Source organism: Pseudoalteromonas sp. SG44-17, assembly GCF_014164235.1.
GTDB lineage: Bacteria > Pseudomonadota > Gammaproteobacteria > Enterobacterales > Alteromonadaceae > Pseudoalteromonas > Pseudoalteromonas rhizosphaerae.
Map to the genome: position 1 here is coordinate 126,163 of NZ_JACJEV010000008.1, position 16,998 is coordinate 143,160.

14 protein-coding genes are annotated in these 16,998 nt (G+C 41.0%); 9 read left to right on the plus strand and 5 right to left on the minus strand.

The genetic code is table 11. The features are described from left to right. Nucleotides 1–21 precede the first annotated feature (21 nt). The gene (locus tag H5182_RS08305; protein ID WP_145237197.1) at nt 22–828 is read right to left on the minus strand and encodes an inner membrane protein YpjD; all 807 of its coding nucleotides are present in this window, start codon (nt 826–828) and stop codon (nt 22–24) included. A 273-nt stretch (nt 829–1,101) separates the two neighbouring features. Between H5182_RS08305 and ffh the strand changes: the two genes are divergently transcribed. From ffh to tyrA, 6 genes are all read left to right on the plus strand, one after another. Further along, entirely contained in the window at nt 1,102–2,481 is a 1,380-nt protein-coding gene (ffh, locus tag H5182_RS08310; protein WP_145237194.1) for a signal recognition particle protein, read from the plus strand. A gap of 261 nt (nt 2,482–2,742) precedes the next feature. Beyond that, the gene (rpsP, locus tag H5182_RS08315; RefSeq protein ID WP_145237191.1) at nt 2,743–2,991 is read left to right on the plus strand and encodes a 30S ribosomal protein S16; all 249 of its coding nucleotides are present in this window, start codon (nt 2,743–2,745) and stop codon (nt 2,989–2,991) included. A 17-nt stretch (nt 2,992–3,008) separates the two neighbouring features. Further along, a complete protein-coding gene (gene rimM / locus H5182_RS08320; RefSeq protein ID WP_145237188.1) occupies nt 3,009–3,545 on the plus strand; it encodes a ribosome maturation factor RimM in 537 nt (178 codons plus the stop codon). After that, nucleotides 3,545–4,312, plus strand: a complete 768-nt coding sequence (gene trmD, locus H5182_RS08325; RefSeq protein WP_145237185.1) for a tRNA (guanosine(37)-N1)-methyltransferase TrmD — start codon at nt 3,545–3,547, stop codon at nt 4,310–4,312. Before rimM ends, trmD begins: the two co-directional genes overlap by 1 nt. A 33-nt stretch (nt 4,313–4,345) precedes the next feature. Then, the gene (gene rplS, locus H5182_RS08330; RefSeq protein WP_002962189.1) at nt 4,346–4,705 is read left to right on the plus strand and encodes a 50S ribosomal protein L19; all 360 of its coding nucleotides are present in this window, start codon (nt 4,346–4,348) and stop codon (nt 4,703–4,705) included. A gap of 424 nt (nt 4,706–5,129) precedes the next feature. Beyond that, nucleotides 5,130–6,263, plus strand: a complete 1,134-nt coding sequence (gene tyrA, locus H5182_RS08335) for a bifunctional chorismate mutase/prephenate dehydrogenase (RefSeq protein ID WP_145237181.1) — start codon at nt 5,130–5,132, stop codon at nt 6,261–6,263. Between the two features lie 70 nt (nt 6,264–6,333). Here the strand turns inward: tyrA and H5182_RS08340 are convergent, their stop codons facing one another. Then, a complete protein-coding gene (locus H5182_RS08340) occupies nt 6,334–7,491 on the minus strand; it encodes a chorismate mutase (RefSeq protein WP_145237178.1) in 1,158 nt (385 codons plus the stop codon). Nucleotides 7,492–7,851: 360 nt separating this feature from the next. Between H5182_RS08340 and H5182_RS08345 the strand changes: the two genes are divergently transcribed. After that, nucleotides 7,852–10,842 carry an EAL domain-containing protein gene (locus H5182_RS08345; protein WP_145237174.1) on the plus strand — a complete coding sequence of 997 codons (2,991 nt, stop codon included), beginning with the start codon at nt 7,852–7,854 and terminating at the stop codon, nt 10,840–10,842. A gap of 71 nt (nt 10,843–10,913) precedes the next feature. Here the strand turns inward: H5182_RS08345 and H5182_RS08350 are convergent, their stop codons facing one another. Further along, a complete protein-coding gene (locus H5182_RS08350; RefSeq protein ID WP_145237171.1) occupies nt 10,914–12,113 on the minus strand; it encodes an aromatic amino acid transport family protein in 1,200 nt (399 codons plus the stop codon). A 387-nt stretch (nt 12,114–12,500) separates the two neighbouring features. Between H5182_RS08350 and H5182_RS08355 the strand changes: the two genes are divergently transcribed. Beyond that, complete coding sequence (locus H5182_RS08355; RefSeq protein ID WP_145237168.1) at nt 12,501–13,403, plus strand: DMT family transporter; 903 nt, start codon at nt 12,501–12,503, stop codon at nt 13,401–13,403. 40 nt (nt 13,404–13,443) lie between these two features. Here the strand turns inward: H5182_RS08355 and H5182_RS08360 are convergent, their stop codons facing one another. Further along, nucleotides 13,444–14,322 (minus strand): OmpA family protein, encoded by an 879-nt coding sequence (locus H5182_RS08360; protein ID WP_145237165.1) that lies wholly within the window; start codon nt 14,320–14,322, stop codon nt 13,444–13,446. A gap of 217 nt (nt 14,323–14,539) precedes the next feature. Between H5182_RS08360 and rnt the strand changes: the two genes are divergently transcribed. Continuing rightward, nucleotides 14,540–15,235: a ribonuclease T gene (gene rnt, locus H5182_RS08365; protein ID WP_145237162.1), complete on the plus strand. Its 696-nt coding sequence runs from the start codon at nt 14,540–14,542 to the stop codon at nt 15,233–15,235. On the opposite strand, the gene H5182_RS08370 is transcribed toward rnt, so the two are convergent. Then, nucleotides 15,219–16,844 (minus strand): DUF342 domain-containing protein, encoded by a 1,626-nt coding sequence (locus H5182_RS08370; protein WP_182759873.1) that lies wholly within the window; start codon nt 16,842–16,844, stop codon nt 15,219–15,221. The two genes, rnt and H5182_RS08370, sit on opposite strands and share 17 nt — an antisense overlap. Nucleotides 16,845–16,998 lie beyond the last annotated feature (154 nt).

The following is a 16,998-nucleotide window of genomic DNA, read 5'->3' on the forward strand; positions in this document are numbered from 1 at the left end:
GAGTGAGCTGCCTGAGTCAAGTTAAAACTTATTCAGGATCACCTCTTGCACAAAACGACTGCCAAAATAAGCCAGCGTTAAAACAAAAGCAGCAGCCATGATAGCTAGTACGACCGGTTTCCCACGCCAGCCTTGCTTTAAGTGACCAATTGTCACCGTTGCAAACATAGCCCAAGCAATTAATGATAAAACAGTTTTATGAATAAATTCACTAGCAAACATGCCATCAAGAAAAATAAAACCAGATAATAACGCTAAGGTTAACAAAACCGTGCCTAGCGTTAATAAGTGATAGAGTTGGCGTTCAACCACCATTAATGGCGGTAAATGGCTATGCACAATCGCTAAGTCTTTTCGTTTTAAACGTTTATCAATAAAGTAAAACTGTACGCCATATAAAGTGGCAATAATTAACACACAGTATGCAAGCAGGGAAAGCGAAATATGAGTGACTAAACCTATTTCAACATCAATACTTTGCAATAAAATATGATGCGGGATAAATAAGCTGGCAATTGTTAGCAAAGCAGCAAAGCCATAGACAACAGGCAGTAATAATGTGGCAGGGAATTTTAATGACACCGTAGTGACAGAGACCACAATCACCCAGCAGGTTAATAGTGATACATTAACAATACTTAAATCTTGGCCATCGGCGCGAAACACTGAATTCACCAGTAATAACATGTGCGCTAAAATTGCCACCGTGCTGAGGATAACCGTCAGCTTTTGGCTCGGACCTTGTTGGTGAAATAACCGAGACAGCACGTGAGACGTCGCGAAGATATAAAATAAACTGGCAATAATAGTTAAACTAATAATCAGCATAGTGCTTGGGCCACTCAATTTGAGTCAAATATTCCTTGTTAGAGTAAGGGCATTGTATTTTATAGTGAGGCAAATGCATAGAGTTTGTAAAAAGAAACTCAAACAGCTCACTTGAACACTGTATTGTGCGCCACCATTTACGGTATACTGTTTTTAATTAAAATTTTATTAATACTGATTATATGAAATCAGCGCTATTAATAGTAAGTGCTAAACTTGCGGCAATAACGTTGTTTGGGAAATTGGTATATCACGTTTGATCGGAACCTTTACATGTTTGAGAACCTCCAAGAACGATTAGGTAAAACCTTAAAGAATATCAGCGGCCGTGGACGCCTTACTGAAGACAATATAAAAGATACACTACGCGAAGTGCGTATGGCTTTTTTAGAAGCCGACGTCGCTTTACCCGTTGTTCGTGAGTTTGTTAAACAAGTTAAAGAGCGCGCGGTAGGTATTGAAGTAACTAAGAGCCTAAGTCCTGGGCAAGTGTTCATTAAAATCGTTCGCGAAGAGCTTGAAAAAGCCATGGGTGAAGCAAACGAAGAGTTGAGCCTAAACGCACAACCGCCAGCCGTTGTAATGATGGCGGGTCTGCAAGGTGCGGGTAAAACGACCAGTGTTGCTAAGCTTGCCAAATTTTTAAAAGAACGTAAAAAGAAATCAGTATTAGTAGTCAGTGCCGACGTTTATCGTCCTGCGGCTATTAAACAGTTGGAAACACTGGCCGATGAAGTAGGTGTTGAGTTTTTCCCAAGTGATATTTCACAACAGCCGGTTGATATTGCAAAGGCTGCTATTTCTCATGCGAAAAAGAAATTTATCGATGTTGTATTAGTTGATACCGCAGGTCGTTTGCATGTTGATAATGACATGATGGACGAGATTAAAAATCTTCATCATGCTATTAACCCAATCGAAACCTTGTTTGTGGTTGATGCCATGACAGGTCAAGATGCTGCCAATACTGCCAAAGCGTTTGATGAAGCATTACCTCTGACCGGTGTGATACTAACCAAGACTGATGGTGATGCGCGCGGTGGTGCTGCACTATCAATCCGTCATATTACCGGCAAACCTATTAAGTTTATGGGTGTTGGTGAGCGCACTGATGCGCTTGAGCCTTTCCATCCAGATCGTATCGCATCGCGTATACTTGGTATGGGGGATGTACTTTCATTGATCGAAGAAGTCGAAATGAAAGTCGATAAAGAGCAAGCTGCAAAAGTTGCTGAAAAAGTATTTAAAGGTGATGGATTTACTCTTGATGATTTTGCTGATCAATTAAAGCAAATGAAAAGCATGGGCGGCATGATGTCAATGCTTGATAAATTACCTGGTATGCAAAACCTGCCTGATGCAGTGAAAGGTCAGATGGGTGATAAAACCTTTATTCAGATGGAAGCGATCATCAGCTCAATGACGAAAAAAGAGCGTGCACGTCCAGAGATCATTAAAGGCTCTCGTAAAAAGCGTATTGCAGCGGGCTCTGGTACGCAAGTACAAGAGATCAATAAGCTGTTAAAACAGTTTACGCAGATGCAAAAAATGATGAAAAAAATGAAAGGTAAAGGCGGCATGATGAAAATGATGCGCGGCATGAAAGGCATGTTACCACCAGGAATGATGGGTGGCGGTGGCCCTAAATTTTAATGTTTTAACTGACGCCATGCTGATGTAGCGAGTCAGTTAACTAAAAAGAGAGGCAAATAGCCTCTTTTTTTGTAGATAAATTATGCGTTGAAAGTTCTATATAGCCTGATTTAACGCGTAGATCATAGTTTAATCAACTTAACAGTCATTTCGAGTCACTTCTTACTTGCATTGTTGCTAAAAACTCGTACAATTCCCCAGCTCCCCATACTGGGGAGTAAATCTTATTAATGAAAACAGTCAATCTATTTAGAGGACGGTATGGTAACTATTCGTTTGCAACGTGGTGGCGCTAAAAAACGCCCTTTCTATCAAATTGTGGTTGCGGATAGCCGTTTCTCGCGTGACGGTCGCTTCATCGAGAAAGTAGGCTTTTTTAACCCAATTGCTAGTGGTCAAGAAGAAAAAGTACGTTTAGATTTATCTCGTGTAGAACACTGGGTAGGTCAGGGCGCATCTCTTTCAGATCGCGTAAATAAGTTAGTTAAAGACGCTCGTAAAGCGGCTTAATAGGCGTAAGTGTAACCATGAGTCAAGAGAACACCTCATCAATAATTGTCGTAGGAAAGCTCGGTGCCCCATATGGTATAAAGGGCTGGCTTAAGGTACATTCATTTACTGATGATCCCATAGGGATCTTCGATTTCAGCCCGTGGTTGATAGGGCAGCAAGGTAAATGGCAGACCTTAGAAGTGGTCGACTGGCGTCGCCACAACAAAGGCTTTATCGCTAAATTTGCGCAAGTAAACGATCGAGACGAAGCAATGGCTTATACCCATGCAGAAATCTCAATGGATGCAGCGCAATTACCAGAACTCCCGCAAGGTGAGTTCTATTGGCGAGATCTCATTGGCATGTCTGTTGTAACCGATAAAGGTTATGACTTAGGCATAGTTGATGACCTGATGGAGACAGGCTCAAATGACGTATTGGTTGTGAAAGCAAACAATAAAGATGCATTTGGCCAAGCAGAGCGTTTAATTCCGTTTTTAACTGATTCAGTTATCAAAGAGATTAAGCACGATGTAAAAGAAATTACAGTAGACTGGGATCCTGGCTTTTAATGAGTCAAACGAGTTCGTTGTGGGTAGGGGTTATCAGCCTTTTCCCGGACATGTTTGATGCCATTACAACGCAAGGTGTAACTGGTCGAGCAGTAAAAAATGGTCTGATCGACTTTAACTGCTGGAACCCACGAGATTATGCTATTGATAAGCATAGGACCGTGGATGATCGTCCTTACGGGGGCGGTCCAGGTATGTTAATGATGGTTGAACCACTAAAGCAAGCCATTCTTGACGCCAAACAGGCGGCAGGCGATGGTGCAAAAGTAATTTATATGTCCCCGCAAGGGCGCAAATTAGATCAGCAAGGGGCAAGCGAACTCGCAAGCTCTAAAAAACTGATTTTAATTGCCGGTCGCTATGAAGGTATAGACGAGAGAATAATAGAATCATACGTTGACGAAGAATGGTCAATTGGTGATTTTATTTTGAGTGGTGGTGAACTACCAGCCATGACATTAATTGACGCAGTAGCGCGATTAGTGCCGGGCGTATTAGGACACAACCAGTCAGCAGAGCAAGACTCATTTTCGGATGGCTTGCTGGATTGTCCTCACTATACACGGCCAGAAACATTGGACGACAAACAGGTGCCTGCTGTATTACTCAGCGGAAACCACCAAGAGATAGCAAAATGGCGGCTGATGCAGTCATTAGGCAGAACTTGGTTACGCCGTCCTGACTTGTTGCATAACCTAGCTCTGACTGAGGAGCAAGCGGTATTACTCGCGAAATTTCAGCAAGAGTACCAAAAAGCTTGTGGCTAGAAGACAGTTACACCTAGGAAAGTGAGAAACATAATGGCAAAAGTAAACCAAAATATTATTAAAGCGCTTGAAGATGAGCAGCTTAAAACAGACGTACCTGCATTTGGCCCTGGTGATACAGTGGTTGTACAGGTAAAAGTAAAAGAAGGTGCTAAAGAGCGTCTACAGGCCTTTGAAGGTGTTGTAATCGCTAAGCGTAACCGTGGTCTTCACTCAGCATTCACAGTTCGTAAAATTTCGAACGGTGAAGGTGTTGAGCGTGTATTCCAAACGCACAGCCCTCTTATCGATAGCGTAGCAGTTAAGCGTCGCGGTGCAGTTCGCCGTGCGAAACTTTACTATCTACGTGAGCGTTCTGGTAAATCTGCACGTATTAGAGAAAAACTTAACTAATACGCGCTGTTTATCAACGCAAAAAAACGGGTTGCAACCTTCGGGCTGCAACCCGTTTTGGTTTTTAGAGATAGTAAGTTAGTTAGGGTAAAGTTATCGAATTAGAAGGCTAGTGAGGTTAAAGGGTAAAGTTAAAAGATTAAGATTGCTCAACGTTAAAGTGATCACCATAACTTGATTAGAGCACAGAGAAGTCCAGTAAAAAAATACCCATCCAAGAATTACTCATAAATCAAATACAACTCGGCCAACTTATAACTTATGGCTTAGTACTTAAAACTCAAATCCCAAATCCCAAATCCCATTCTTTTGCTTATTTAGCCTTTTAACAACTAAGCGATCCTGTTAGTATTTATCGTATTGATTAGTTTACTTTTATGTAAATTTAAATGTACGAAATTGCAGTTTCTAAGGTGGTAGTCGCGTGGCGGATATAAAAGAGTTAGATAAGTTAAGAGAGGGGATCGATGAATGTGATGCCCAGTTGGTTGCACTGCTGGCTAGACGTAATAGTATTACCGAGCAGATCGGCGCAATCAAACAACAAACGGGTGCGCCACTGCATGCGCCTGACCGTGAAGCTACTTTATTAGCTGCCCGTCGCCAAGAAGCGATTAACCAAGGTGTTAATCCTGAATTGGTGGAAGATATCCTACGCCGTATGATGCGCGAAGCTTACCAAAATCAACAGGCTAAATTAGCATGTAGCGCGCCACAGTTATCACCTATTGTGATTGTTGGTGGTCAAGGCGCTATGGGGCAATTGTTTGCTCAGCAATTTATCCGCTCAGGGTATGAAGTTAGAATACTCGACAAAGAACAGCAAAGTAACGCGCAAGAAATATTAGCAGGTGCAAAACTGGTGATGATCAGTGTGCCAATTAATGCCTTAGAAACAGTGGTCACTGCCTTACCTAAGCTCGATGATGATTGTTTATTAGTTGATATTACTTCAGTTAAGCAAGCACCGTTAAAAGTATTAAAAGCAGTGCATAGCGGTCCTGTAGTCGGTTTACATCCAATGTTTGGTCCTGATATTTCTCATTGGGTAAAGCAAACAGTGGTGGTTTGCGAAGGCCGTAACCATGAGATTGCCCAAGGTTTATTATCGCAACTGCAAGTGTGGGGCTGTCAACTTGTTGAACTCGATGCGCAAAAGCACGATGAAGCTATGCAAATTATTCAGGTTATGCGCCATTTAACCACTTTTGTATACGGCCAGTTTTTAGCAAAACAAGGTCATACCCTCGAAGAGCTCCGCAGTTGTTCGTCACCGATTTACCAATTAGAGTTGATGATGGTAGGGCGCTTATTCGCACAATCACCAGAGCTTTATTCTGACATCATGCTAGCGCAATTTGATAACGTAGAGCCATTACTTGCACAATACCAAGACACGTTTGCAAGTACCTTGGCCAAATTAAAAGCGGGTGATAAGGCCGCTTTAATTGATTCATTTGCGGATGCAAAAGCATATTTTTCAGATGCTACTGCGCATTTCTTAACGCAAAGTCGCAGCCTGTTAAACAAAGCTAACGATGCGAAAGTACTTGATTGATAACCGCTGTGTGAAAAGTAGATAATGAAAAAGGGCTAATTTTAGCCCTTTTTTATATTTTACTTAGCGCTTAACTTTCTATATTCACAGCTTGCAGCGATTCACTTTGGTAACAGCCCAGTACGCGTACATATTGGGTGTGCTCTTTTAGCTCTTCTAAGGCTTGTTTAACATGGTTATCAACCAGGTTTGCTTCTAAATCCACATAAAATACTTCTTCCCACGGGTTGCCTGGGACTGGGCGTGATTCTAGTTTTACTAAGTTGATATTGTGTTCTTTGAAAATCATCAATGCATCAGCCAAAGAACCTGCTTGTTGCTTGGTTGCCATAATTAAACTGGTTTTAGTCGGGATCTGTTTTGATACATAAAGAGGCTTACGGGCAACCACAATAAAACGGCTATGATTTTCACGTTGATTCGCAAGGCCTGATTTAATTACTTCTAAACCCACATTTTTACCCGCTTGAGCTGAACCAATTGCTGCGCTATTAGGGGTATCTAATGCTAATTGCAGAGCGCTTGAGGTTGAATCGCAGGTTTCATGTTGAATATCACCTAAGCCTTGTAAAAAGCGACTACATTGAGCGAATGGTTGCGGGTGAGCAAAAATCTTACTGATCTGACTAAGCTCAGTACCCGGTGTGACCAGTAAACAATGTTCAACACTGTGGGTTACTTCACCAACGATGGAGACTTGTGCGTGTTGCAGTAAATCAAACACTTCGTTAATACTGCCTGAGCTGGTGTTTTCAATGGGTAATAAGCCAAAATCTGCTTGACCATTTTCAACTTTACCAGTGATCTGCTCAAAGCTAGAGCAGCCCATTTCAACAAGTTTACCTGGGCGACGGCTAAAATATTTATGACAAGCAAGTTGGCTGTATGAACCCTGACCACCTAAATAAGCAACACGGTGTGTTTCACTCATAGCATCTGGGTTTAAGTTCTTCTGTAACATGGCTTGTTGATTAAGTACTGAATCTTCTAAAATTGTTTGGAAAACGTTATTCACATAATAAGCGTCCAAACCAAGAGACTTACCATAACCGATGAGTTTCTCTAACAAGGCAAGTTCACGGGCCTCATCACGTATCGGTTTATTATTAGCAATCTTATATTCTACAACGCCGTGGCTAATACGGCGACGTTTTGCTAATAGCACTAATAGGTCAGAATCAATTTCATTGATATCGTGTCTAAGTGAATTAAGTACATCATTAGTCATTTTTGGGTTCCTCATTCCAAAAAATTACCTTTTGGGTAATAAAAACAAAAAAGCCTCCCAATTGGGAGGCTTTGCTATTCGGTTGATTTAATCTCGCAAACAGGTAAGCCTCTTCTATCTAAAGAAGCTAAAAAACGAAAAATGTAATTGCGAAAATATTATATTCATACTCTTAATGTATGGAGAGTGGGCTATAAAGTCAACACTCTAGCGGGTTTTATCGCCGCCAAAGGATAGTTTATTTTTGATATGGGATTTTTTCAGTAATTTCAACGAAAAATTTATAAATCTAAATAGGGATCTGGTATATTTATTTAGGTGAATTTAAATAAAAATAATTATTAAAAATAAGGTTGTCCTGTGGTGTATAGACGCCCACCATCACGCTTTGGTGTAAATTCGTTGAGTATGAAGCTTTCGCTGTTAATTTCGGCAATTTGTTTAATTGCTGGGATCTGTGCGGCGGTGTTGATGCTAAAATCAGAAGAAAAACAATTGGTATTTGAAGAACATGAAGTTCTCAAGCATTCCAGCGAACGTCTGATCCGTCAATTTAATACTCTGGTGAAAACCAAAATTAATATTGCGGAGCAAGCGAATAACGTCGTCTCTAGCCAATTATTCTATAATTCCTCGCAATTGCTCAGTAGCCAAAGTGCGCAGCTCAGCTTTGACCCCGATGGCAGTATTCGCAGCGCCTCTGATGATGGTTTATCTGCGGCTTTTATGCCACAAGATAAGTACTCACCTTTTTATAAAAAACTCATTAATGATTCTGAATCGTTATGGAAAATCGTAGCGCCTACCTTGATCCAAGATTTCTTTAACTTTTATTTAATCACCAAAGATAATTTTATCCGTATTGCGCCACCTAATTGGGCTCTGAATGTTCCAGGCTCTCATCAGTTTATTGATAATCAAAGTTTTAATTACGCTAAAGAAGCGCTTAATCCAACCCGTTCGGCTGTGTGGTCTAAAGTTTACTACGATAAAATTTGGCATAAATGGGTGGTGAGTTTACTGGTGCCAGTTTATCTTGAAAATGAATTTTTAGGTGTTACTGGCAGCGATTTAGCACTCGATACGCTTATTTCGCAATTACCGATCGGTGACAAGGAGCAGCACTTATTTGTTTTTGATAGCCAAGGGCAATTACTTGCTCATCCTGATCTGAATAAAAACCTTTACGAAACCTACGGTAAAGCAGGCAAACCATTACGTACTCATGATTTTGTTAATGGCGATCTACAAGAGCTGATCAATCAGACTATCAAAATGCATTTACCAGAATACGCAGACTCTTTTGTACAAGATGGTGAAACGCACATCATTAATATTCGTAAAGTTGATAATTTAGACTGGTATATTGGTATTTACAAAAAACGTTCATCAGCACTTTCAGCGCTTGAAGAGCTAAAGGTGAAGTTTTTTGGATTGTTTATTTTATATGCCATTTTAGTCGCACTGTTATTACATCAAGCACTTTACCAACTCGTTTTACGCCGTATTCATTCTTTAGTTTATGCGGTAACCAGTTTTGGCAAAGGGCACTTACAAATTGAATTTCCAAAAGAAAACAAAGATGAAATTGGTACTTTAAATGGTTCTTTTCGCGATATGGCGATTGAAATTCGTAAGCTTATTGATGGTCTGAATCAGCGTATTACAGAAAAAGAAATTGCCGAAAAAGCCGCTAACCGATTATCTAAAGCAGTTGCTTTCTCAGGCACAGGCGTAGTGATCACCGATCAAAACTTCGTGATTGAATACGTCAATCCAAAAATGTTAGAAATGACTGGGTTTGAAGAAAACCATTTTATGCAGTCACCGTTATTAAGCATTATCGCCAAAGAAATGGCTATTTTGGTTGATGACATTGATATCGATTTACGCAGCCGAAATTATTGGCGTGGCGATACTTTGATCCAAGGTTTAGATAAAAAGCCAATCTGGGTATCGCTCAGTATCTCACCAATTCGCGAAGACGGTGGCAGCATCACCAGTTATGTTGCCTCAGCACAGGATATTTCGTTTGTTAAAGAAAGCCAGCGAAAAATGGAGCAATTGGCTTATTTCGACACCTTAACAGGGCTGGCTAACCGTACTTTCTTTAGAATGCAATTACGTAAGTCAATGGCGCTTGCAGAGCGTGGCCATTATGCGTTTGCTTTATTCTATTTTGATTTAGATGAGTTTAAGCGTATTAACGACACACTTGGTCATGATGCCGGTGATCAGCTATTAGTTGAAGTTGCTAACCGTTTGAAAAAACGACTGCGTGCGGAAGATACAATTGCCCGTTTAGGTGGCGATGAGTTTGCAGTTTTACTTAGTGGTATTGAGCGTCAAGAGCATGCAATGGATGTCGCTAACACTATTCAAAAAACATTGAATGTGCCAATTATGCTTGGCAATAACGAGGTCATTATTAGTGCTAGTATTGGCATCACAATGGCACCATATGATAGCCAAGAAGAAGACCAGTTATTAAAACACGCTGATTTAGCTATGTATGAGGCCAAAGCTAAAGGGCGCAATACTTATCACTTTTATAGTCAAGAACTTGATGCCGCTGCGAATGAGCGGCTGTTTATTGAAAATGAACTGCGCTTAGCAATCAAAGCTCGGCAATTTGTGATTTTTTATCAACCACAAGTTGATAGTCGCACGCAGCATGTGGTCGGTTATGAAGCCTTGATCCGCTGGTTCCACCCAACTGAAGGGATGATCCCGCCTACCAAGTTTATCCCAATAGCTGAGGCAACAGGTTTAATAGTTGAGTTAGGTGCTTGGGTGCTACAAGAAGCGTGTGAATTTGCAGCAAGATTAGCAGCGCAAGGGCGAGAAAATAATATTTCGATTAACCTCTCTGCTCGTCAGTTTAAAGATGCTAAGTTAGTGCCGTTGTTGGCATCGATTATTAAGAAAACCAAGGTGCCGGCTAAGCAGTTACACCTGGAATTAACCGAAAGCATGCTAATGGGGAATGTGGAAGCGGCAATTTCGCAATTACATCAGTTAAAAGCGCTTGGGGTGTCAATATCGATAGATGACTTTGGCACGGGTTATTCGTCATTGAGCTACTTAAAACGTTTTCCGGTTGATATTTTAAAAGTTGATCGCTCGTTTGTTAAAGATATACCGGATGATCCAAATGACATGGAGATCACTGCGGCAATTATAGCGATGGCACAAAAGCTAAAATTGAATGTGGTAGCCGAAGGCGTTGAGACTATAGAGCAAGTGGAGTTTTTACAAAACAATAACTGCTTTATAGTGCAAGGTTATTACTACAGCCCGCCTATAGCAGAGCAAGATTTGCCAAAGCTATTTGCAAAGCTTGATGATTGAGTTAAACACATGTTTAATCTAACTCAAGTTAGTTAAAATACCAAAAGGCACCATTTAGGTGCCTTTTTGCATTAACCTATCGCGGGGATTAAACCTGCCATCTGCAGCCCTTGGGCGCTGATAATAAGCACGCCGCAAAGCGCCGCTACTGCCAGACCAAAATTACCACCACGCACTGTATAGCCGCCTTTATCGCTGCTACGCTGCTTATAAACCATTGCTACGGGTAAAAACACTGCTAGTACGACTAAAGCGATAGCTGCATAGCCAAGCGCCATAATAAAACCTTGTGGGTAAAACAATGCAAATCCTAATGGCGGGATAAAAGTAATGAGGGCTGTTTTTATCCGATCTTTATTACCATCTCCTTTTTTAAAGGCATCAGCAAAGAAATCAAATAATCCTAGGCTCACCCCTAAAAATGATGTTGCCAGTGCTAAGTCTGCAAATAGGTTAACTGCAGTGGCAACAGCTGCGTTATTAGCGATACTGGCAATACTTGCCACAAAGCCTGGTAAGCCAGAGCTTTTTAGTAATTCAGCTTGACTCATCATACCTTGGCTGATCAACTGCCAAAAAATGTAAATAACCAGCGGTAAAGCTGCTCCGGCAATCATGACACGGCGTAAGGTTTTAATATCTAAACCAACATATTTAACGATCGATGGGATCGAACCATGAAAACCAAAAGAGGTAAATACCACAGGAATAGCTGATAAAATAAGGCCTTGTTCAATGGGCATTTCGAGTAAATGTTGGCCATGAACATACGGGGTTAACATATAAAATAAGCTCGCCAGTACCACAATTTTGATGCTAAATAACACTCGGTTTAGCTTATCGACCTTACTGGTGCCTAAGGTAACAACTGTGCCTATTACAATCGCTAGAATGATTGAACCTACTTGCGGAGCAATATCGAGGCTAAAGCCGTTATTTATTTTTTCTTGTAGTTGCGCACCACCACCTGCAATGTAAGCTGAGCAAAGCGCATAGAATAAAAACATCACCGAAAAATTAGCCAGATATTGGCCGCGTTTACCTAACCATGATTTTGCTAACGTATTTAGCGTGGCATCGCGATCAGCATGTTGATGTAATTCGAGCATTAATAATGCGGTATAAGTCATTAACGCCCATATTGAAATAATTAATGCTAATGCGGTTGTAAAGCCAAGTCCCGCAGAAGCGATTGGTAGCGCCAACATCCCTGCGCCGATAGTGGTACCTGCAACAATTAACATGCTGCCTATTGTTTTATTTTTAAGCACTTTTTGCCCCTAAAACATCGTGAGAGGCAGGCAAGATATAACTAGTTGGCACAAACTTAAATAGTTTTGTTACAAATCAAAGAAATTAAATGTAACTTATGATTTACAAGCCATCATTGTGAAGTCAGTTTTTGGTATAAAAACCACTCTAGCAGTTGACTTATTAACCAGTTCTGCTATTTCTATAAATTCAATTTATTATTTAGAATACTATTTACATGCAACAAGTTAACCGAGCCCTAACCATGCGCCCATGGCTGAATCTATCAGTTGTGCGCCCATTGCTGCGCTGCGGTTAAGTTGTTTTTTACTAACCGCGATTTCAAAGCGGTTAGTGCTGTATCTCCTTCCTCTTTGTTATCGCCACTTTGCTAAAAGGATCCGCTTGTGAGCGTTAAAGCATCATATTTTTTAATGGTCTTAATTTGGTCAACAACGCCTTTGGGAATTGTTTGGAGCAGTGAGTCTGTTACACCAACGCTCGCGGTATTGTTACGGATGTCGATAGGATTAGTGCTGGCTGCATTAGTTGTGGCGATTGCTAATATTCGTGTCCCTTGGCACCGTCGTGCGTGTTTTTTGTATGGTTATTCGAGTATCGGCATATATGGTGGCATGCTGTTGAGTTATATGGCAGCTAAAACAGTTCCATCAGGGCTGATATCATTAATGTTTGGTCTGGCACCAATTTTATCTGGTTTATTAGCACAGCGATTACTCAACGAGCCAAAATTCAGCGTTGTTAAACTAATTGCGTTAGCATTTGCGCTATTGGGGTTATTTTTGGTAAGTGAAAAACACATGCAAGGCTCATTGATGCAAATGCAGGGTTTAGCTTACGTATTTATGGCTGTGTGCTTTTTTAGTTTAAGTGGGGTGATGATCAAGCGAATAAAAATTGCTATTCATCCAATGGCGACCACATTTGGTGCATTAGTATTTGTTACGCCCTTATTTTTTATTACTTGGTGGTTGTTCGATGGTGAGCTCAATACGAGTACGTGGACAGTAAAATCACTGTGGTCAATTGTGTATTTGGGCGTGTTTGGCTCATTGGTTGGTTCGCTTGCTTATTTTCATGTGTTACAAAAATTACCAGCTAGTACCGTGGCGCTAACCACCTTGATCACACCAAGCTTTGCGATTGGCTTAGGGGGCTGGTTAAATAATGAAGCAATTGATCAACAATTACTTATTGGCGCTGCCATCATATTACTGAGCTTAGCGGTGTTTCAGTTTGGTGATGGTTGGTTGAAAAAAAGAGCCACGTTTAAAAAGCTTAACCCTTAACAACAGTCGTCATGTAGCTAAAAGGCATTACTTCTTTTAGCTACATTTTCTCAATTTGTATCACTAAGCGGCGGTTTTTATCGCGGCCCAAAATATTATCGTTAGTCGCTACGTGACGTTTTTCACCAAAGCCTTGCGTTTCAACTTTAGTTTCATCAATTCCTAGGCTCACCATATATTCTTTGATCGCTTGAGCTCGTTTTTTAGACAGCTCTAAGTTGTTCCAACGACCACCGTAGCTATCTGTGTATGAGTCAATCGAAATAGCCGCAATCGTCGTATCGTACTTTAAATACTCAGCAATTTTATCTAAACGTTGTTTTGATGATTTAGTAAGTTTACTGGTATTTGGTTGATAATTCATAATCGTGAAGGAAATATCTTCAAAGCTGTATGGCAGTAATTCATCGCGGCATTGTAAAAATGCCCAATAGGCTTGTTTAAAATTAATGTTCGATAAGCCAACGGCAATTTTATCGGCACTATTTTGCCAGTCTTGGTAATAAAAAGTAGGTTGGTAGCCTTTTTCAAGCTCGGTCAACATTTCCCATGCCGTTTTGTTACCCAGTTCGCCGTCAAATTTTCGTAGTAATTTCATGTCAGCAATATCACGTGCTGGTAAACCTGCTCGCCAGATTGGCGGGACTGCTTTTAAACCAGCAATACTGTAATTGTCAGGACGGACAACCATATCCAAGTTAAATAGCAGGTCTTTATTTTTGCTCGCGGTAGCGCTGAAAATAGCTTCGCCATAATATGGAACTTCATGATTTAATTGGCATTGTAAGCGAGTTGTTTTTACAACTTCCCATTGTGAGTTATCTGCCGTGGCTGTGTACTGGCGCATTGCAGCGCTGGCCGTATCTGAAAGGCATGCAGTTGCAATGCTTAGACTGATAAACAGCATTGAAAGCTTCATTACGGGATCTCCAACAATTTATTACGCCAATATCTTGGCAAAAGCTGCATTTACAGAGGCTAACAGTCATCAAGGTGTCGTTAGCTAGCTCTAGTTCTAGTTAAGTAAAGCAAGTTATATGCCTAAATGTAAGTGTTAATTTAATCTGTAAAGCGCTAGCCTAGCCACTATGATTTTTGACATAATAGCCAGCTTACTCTGGCAAACCAAGAATACTATGGCAAATACTGAACAAACTCTTTTCGCAAAACGCTTTCGTGGCTTTTTCCCGGTGGTTATTGATGTTGAAACTGCAGGCTTTAATAAAGTAACCGATGCACTGTTAGAAATTGCGGTGTCAGTATTAAAAATGGATGATGAAGGCCTACTCAGTATTGATCATACTGTGCATTTTCATGTTGAGCCATTTGAAGGCGCAAACATTGAACAAGCCGCTATTGATTTTAATGGTATTGATCCTTTCTCGCCATTACGTGGCGCAGTATCTGAAGAGGAAGCGATCAAAGAAATTTGTAAAGTGGTACGTAAAGCTCAAAAAGCTGCGGGTTGTCAACGTTCAGTCATAGTGGCTCATAATGCGGCGTTCGACCATGGTTTTTTAAATGCAGCAATAGAACGTAATAATATTAAGCGTACGCCATTTCATCCGTTTGTTAGTTTTGACACAACCTCATTAGCGGGTTTGGCACTTGGTCAAACGGTACTTGCTAAAGCATGTCGTGCAGCTGGCATTGAATTTGACAACAAACAGGCTCATTCAGCATTATATGACACCGAACGTACGGCAGAGCTATATTGTTTGATAGTTAATCGTTGGCAACAGCTGGGTGGCTGGCCTTTAGCTGCAGAAGTGCCGGAAGATGCAGAGCAAGCTGGTGACAACGAAGACTCAGCCGTTAAAACGACTGAGTAATTTTACCTTCGCTCATTTTAACTAAGTGGGGCGGATAAATACGCGAAAAGTGTTTTGAATCTTTTGCGATTTTTAGCTCCACACCGGGATGCATTAACTCATTAATTTTTAAACGGCTAGTAGCTAAAAGCTGTGCTATTTTTTGTTTTACTAGATGTTTTTTACGTTTGGTGTTGGCAATACGAATATTAATTTGTTGCTCGCTGGCACTAATTTTGTCTAAAAATAATTGTCGTTTTGCTGGTGCTGGAATTTTAACTGCTTTTTTACGTGCTTGCTTTAATGCTGCGGATTTAGTGGCTAACAGTTTTTCAAAATCGGCAATTTGCAATTGTTTTTGTCTCAAGTCATGCCAATACTGCGCGATGAAAACTCGGGTTTTTGTGCCCGATGGGGCACCTAGCTCTCCGGTTTCAATTCGCATGGCATCTAAAATATTGCCGCCAATAATTTTACCGCGCGGATTATTTGCTTTACCAACGCGGATCAACCGCCGAGCACTCAAGTCACAATGTAATGCTTGTCGTTCAATAAAGAGATCTTGTTCGCTATGAATATGGCAATACTGGGCATAGCCAATTGAAATAGTCCGAGCGGCTTTAATTTTGCAAGTAAACGCTTCGTCATTTTCACGCTTACGACCAATTGCACCGAGCATAATTGTGACCGCACTGGCACTTTCGATCTGGCCTGATTCAACAAATCCCAATACCGTGATATCACCACTGGCACGCACGTGCATACCATCTTTTATATCGCCACTGATAATTACGCTGCCGTCAAAATCAACATGACCGGTGCCAATATCAACATTATCAAAACACAACACGTCATCAACGCGCATGCCACGAGGGAGGGCGACAGGCACACCTTTACAATCTGCAATCAGTACATTGGGATTAGTTGGATCGAGTTTAGTGCCTTCAAATGGTTGTAATGGTAGATCTTTACCTGGTATGGCGGGCAGCACATCACCAAATACCGTATAACCATCTTCCCCAGGAGTTGCAGCAACACGCTGCATTAGAGGAGTGCCCGGTTTTACAGTGATGATCGCGCCTAAATTGCGCATATCGACCTTACCACCTTCTTTTGCTTGTGGACTCAATACACGATCTTGTGCTGTAGCGCACAAACGTACAAATTTAGCGTCGCTGCCTTCTTTTGGTCTACGACCATGAGCAACAATCGCTCTATAGGAAACACCCGCAGGCTTGTCAAATTGCTGACCTAAAAAATTGTCCAGTGCACGAGTGCTAATGCCATGTAATACGCCAGCATCAACGAGTACTTCGCGAGCCTTGTCAATCGACATTAAGGCCCCACCTTTAGCAGTGGTTAATGTGGCTTCAGCGACCATATTTTTTTCATCAACCTGAATGAATATCGACGCATCGAGTGCACGAGCAACAATTAAAGAATCATCCTGATAGTTTTTGCTCGGTGAGAATAACTTACCAATATTTGCACTGACTATATCGAAATCAGCGAACGGGGACTGTTCGATTAACTCAATAAGTTGCGCGCTAGTCACTGGGAAACCACTATTTTTAGGGTGCTCAAGCAGTGACACAAAACCCGTTACAGGGTTATGTATAAACAACGACATTTATCGATTTCCTATGTAATATGCCTGTTTTTATTATTTTTATTTAGATGCTTTAATTTACATGCTGCTCGACTAAACCGTTTTTGGGTATTTTCAAACTAACACGCTGCTGAGCATAACCCCTAAGCAATGTTAAGTAAATGTTATTTTATTG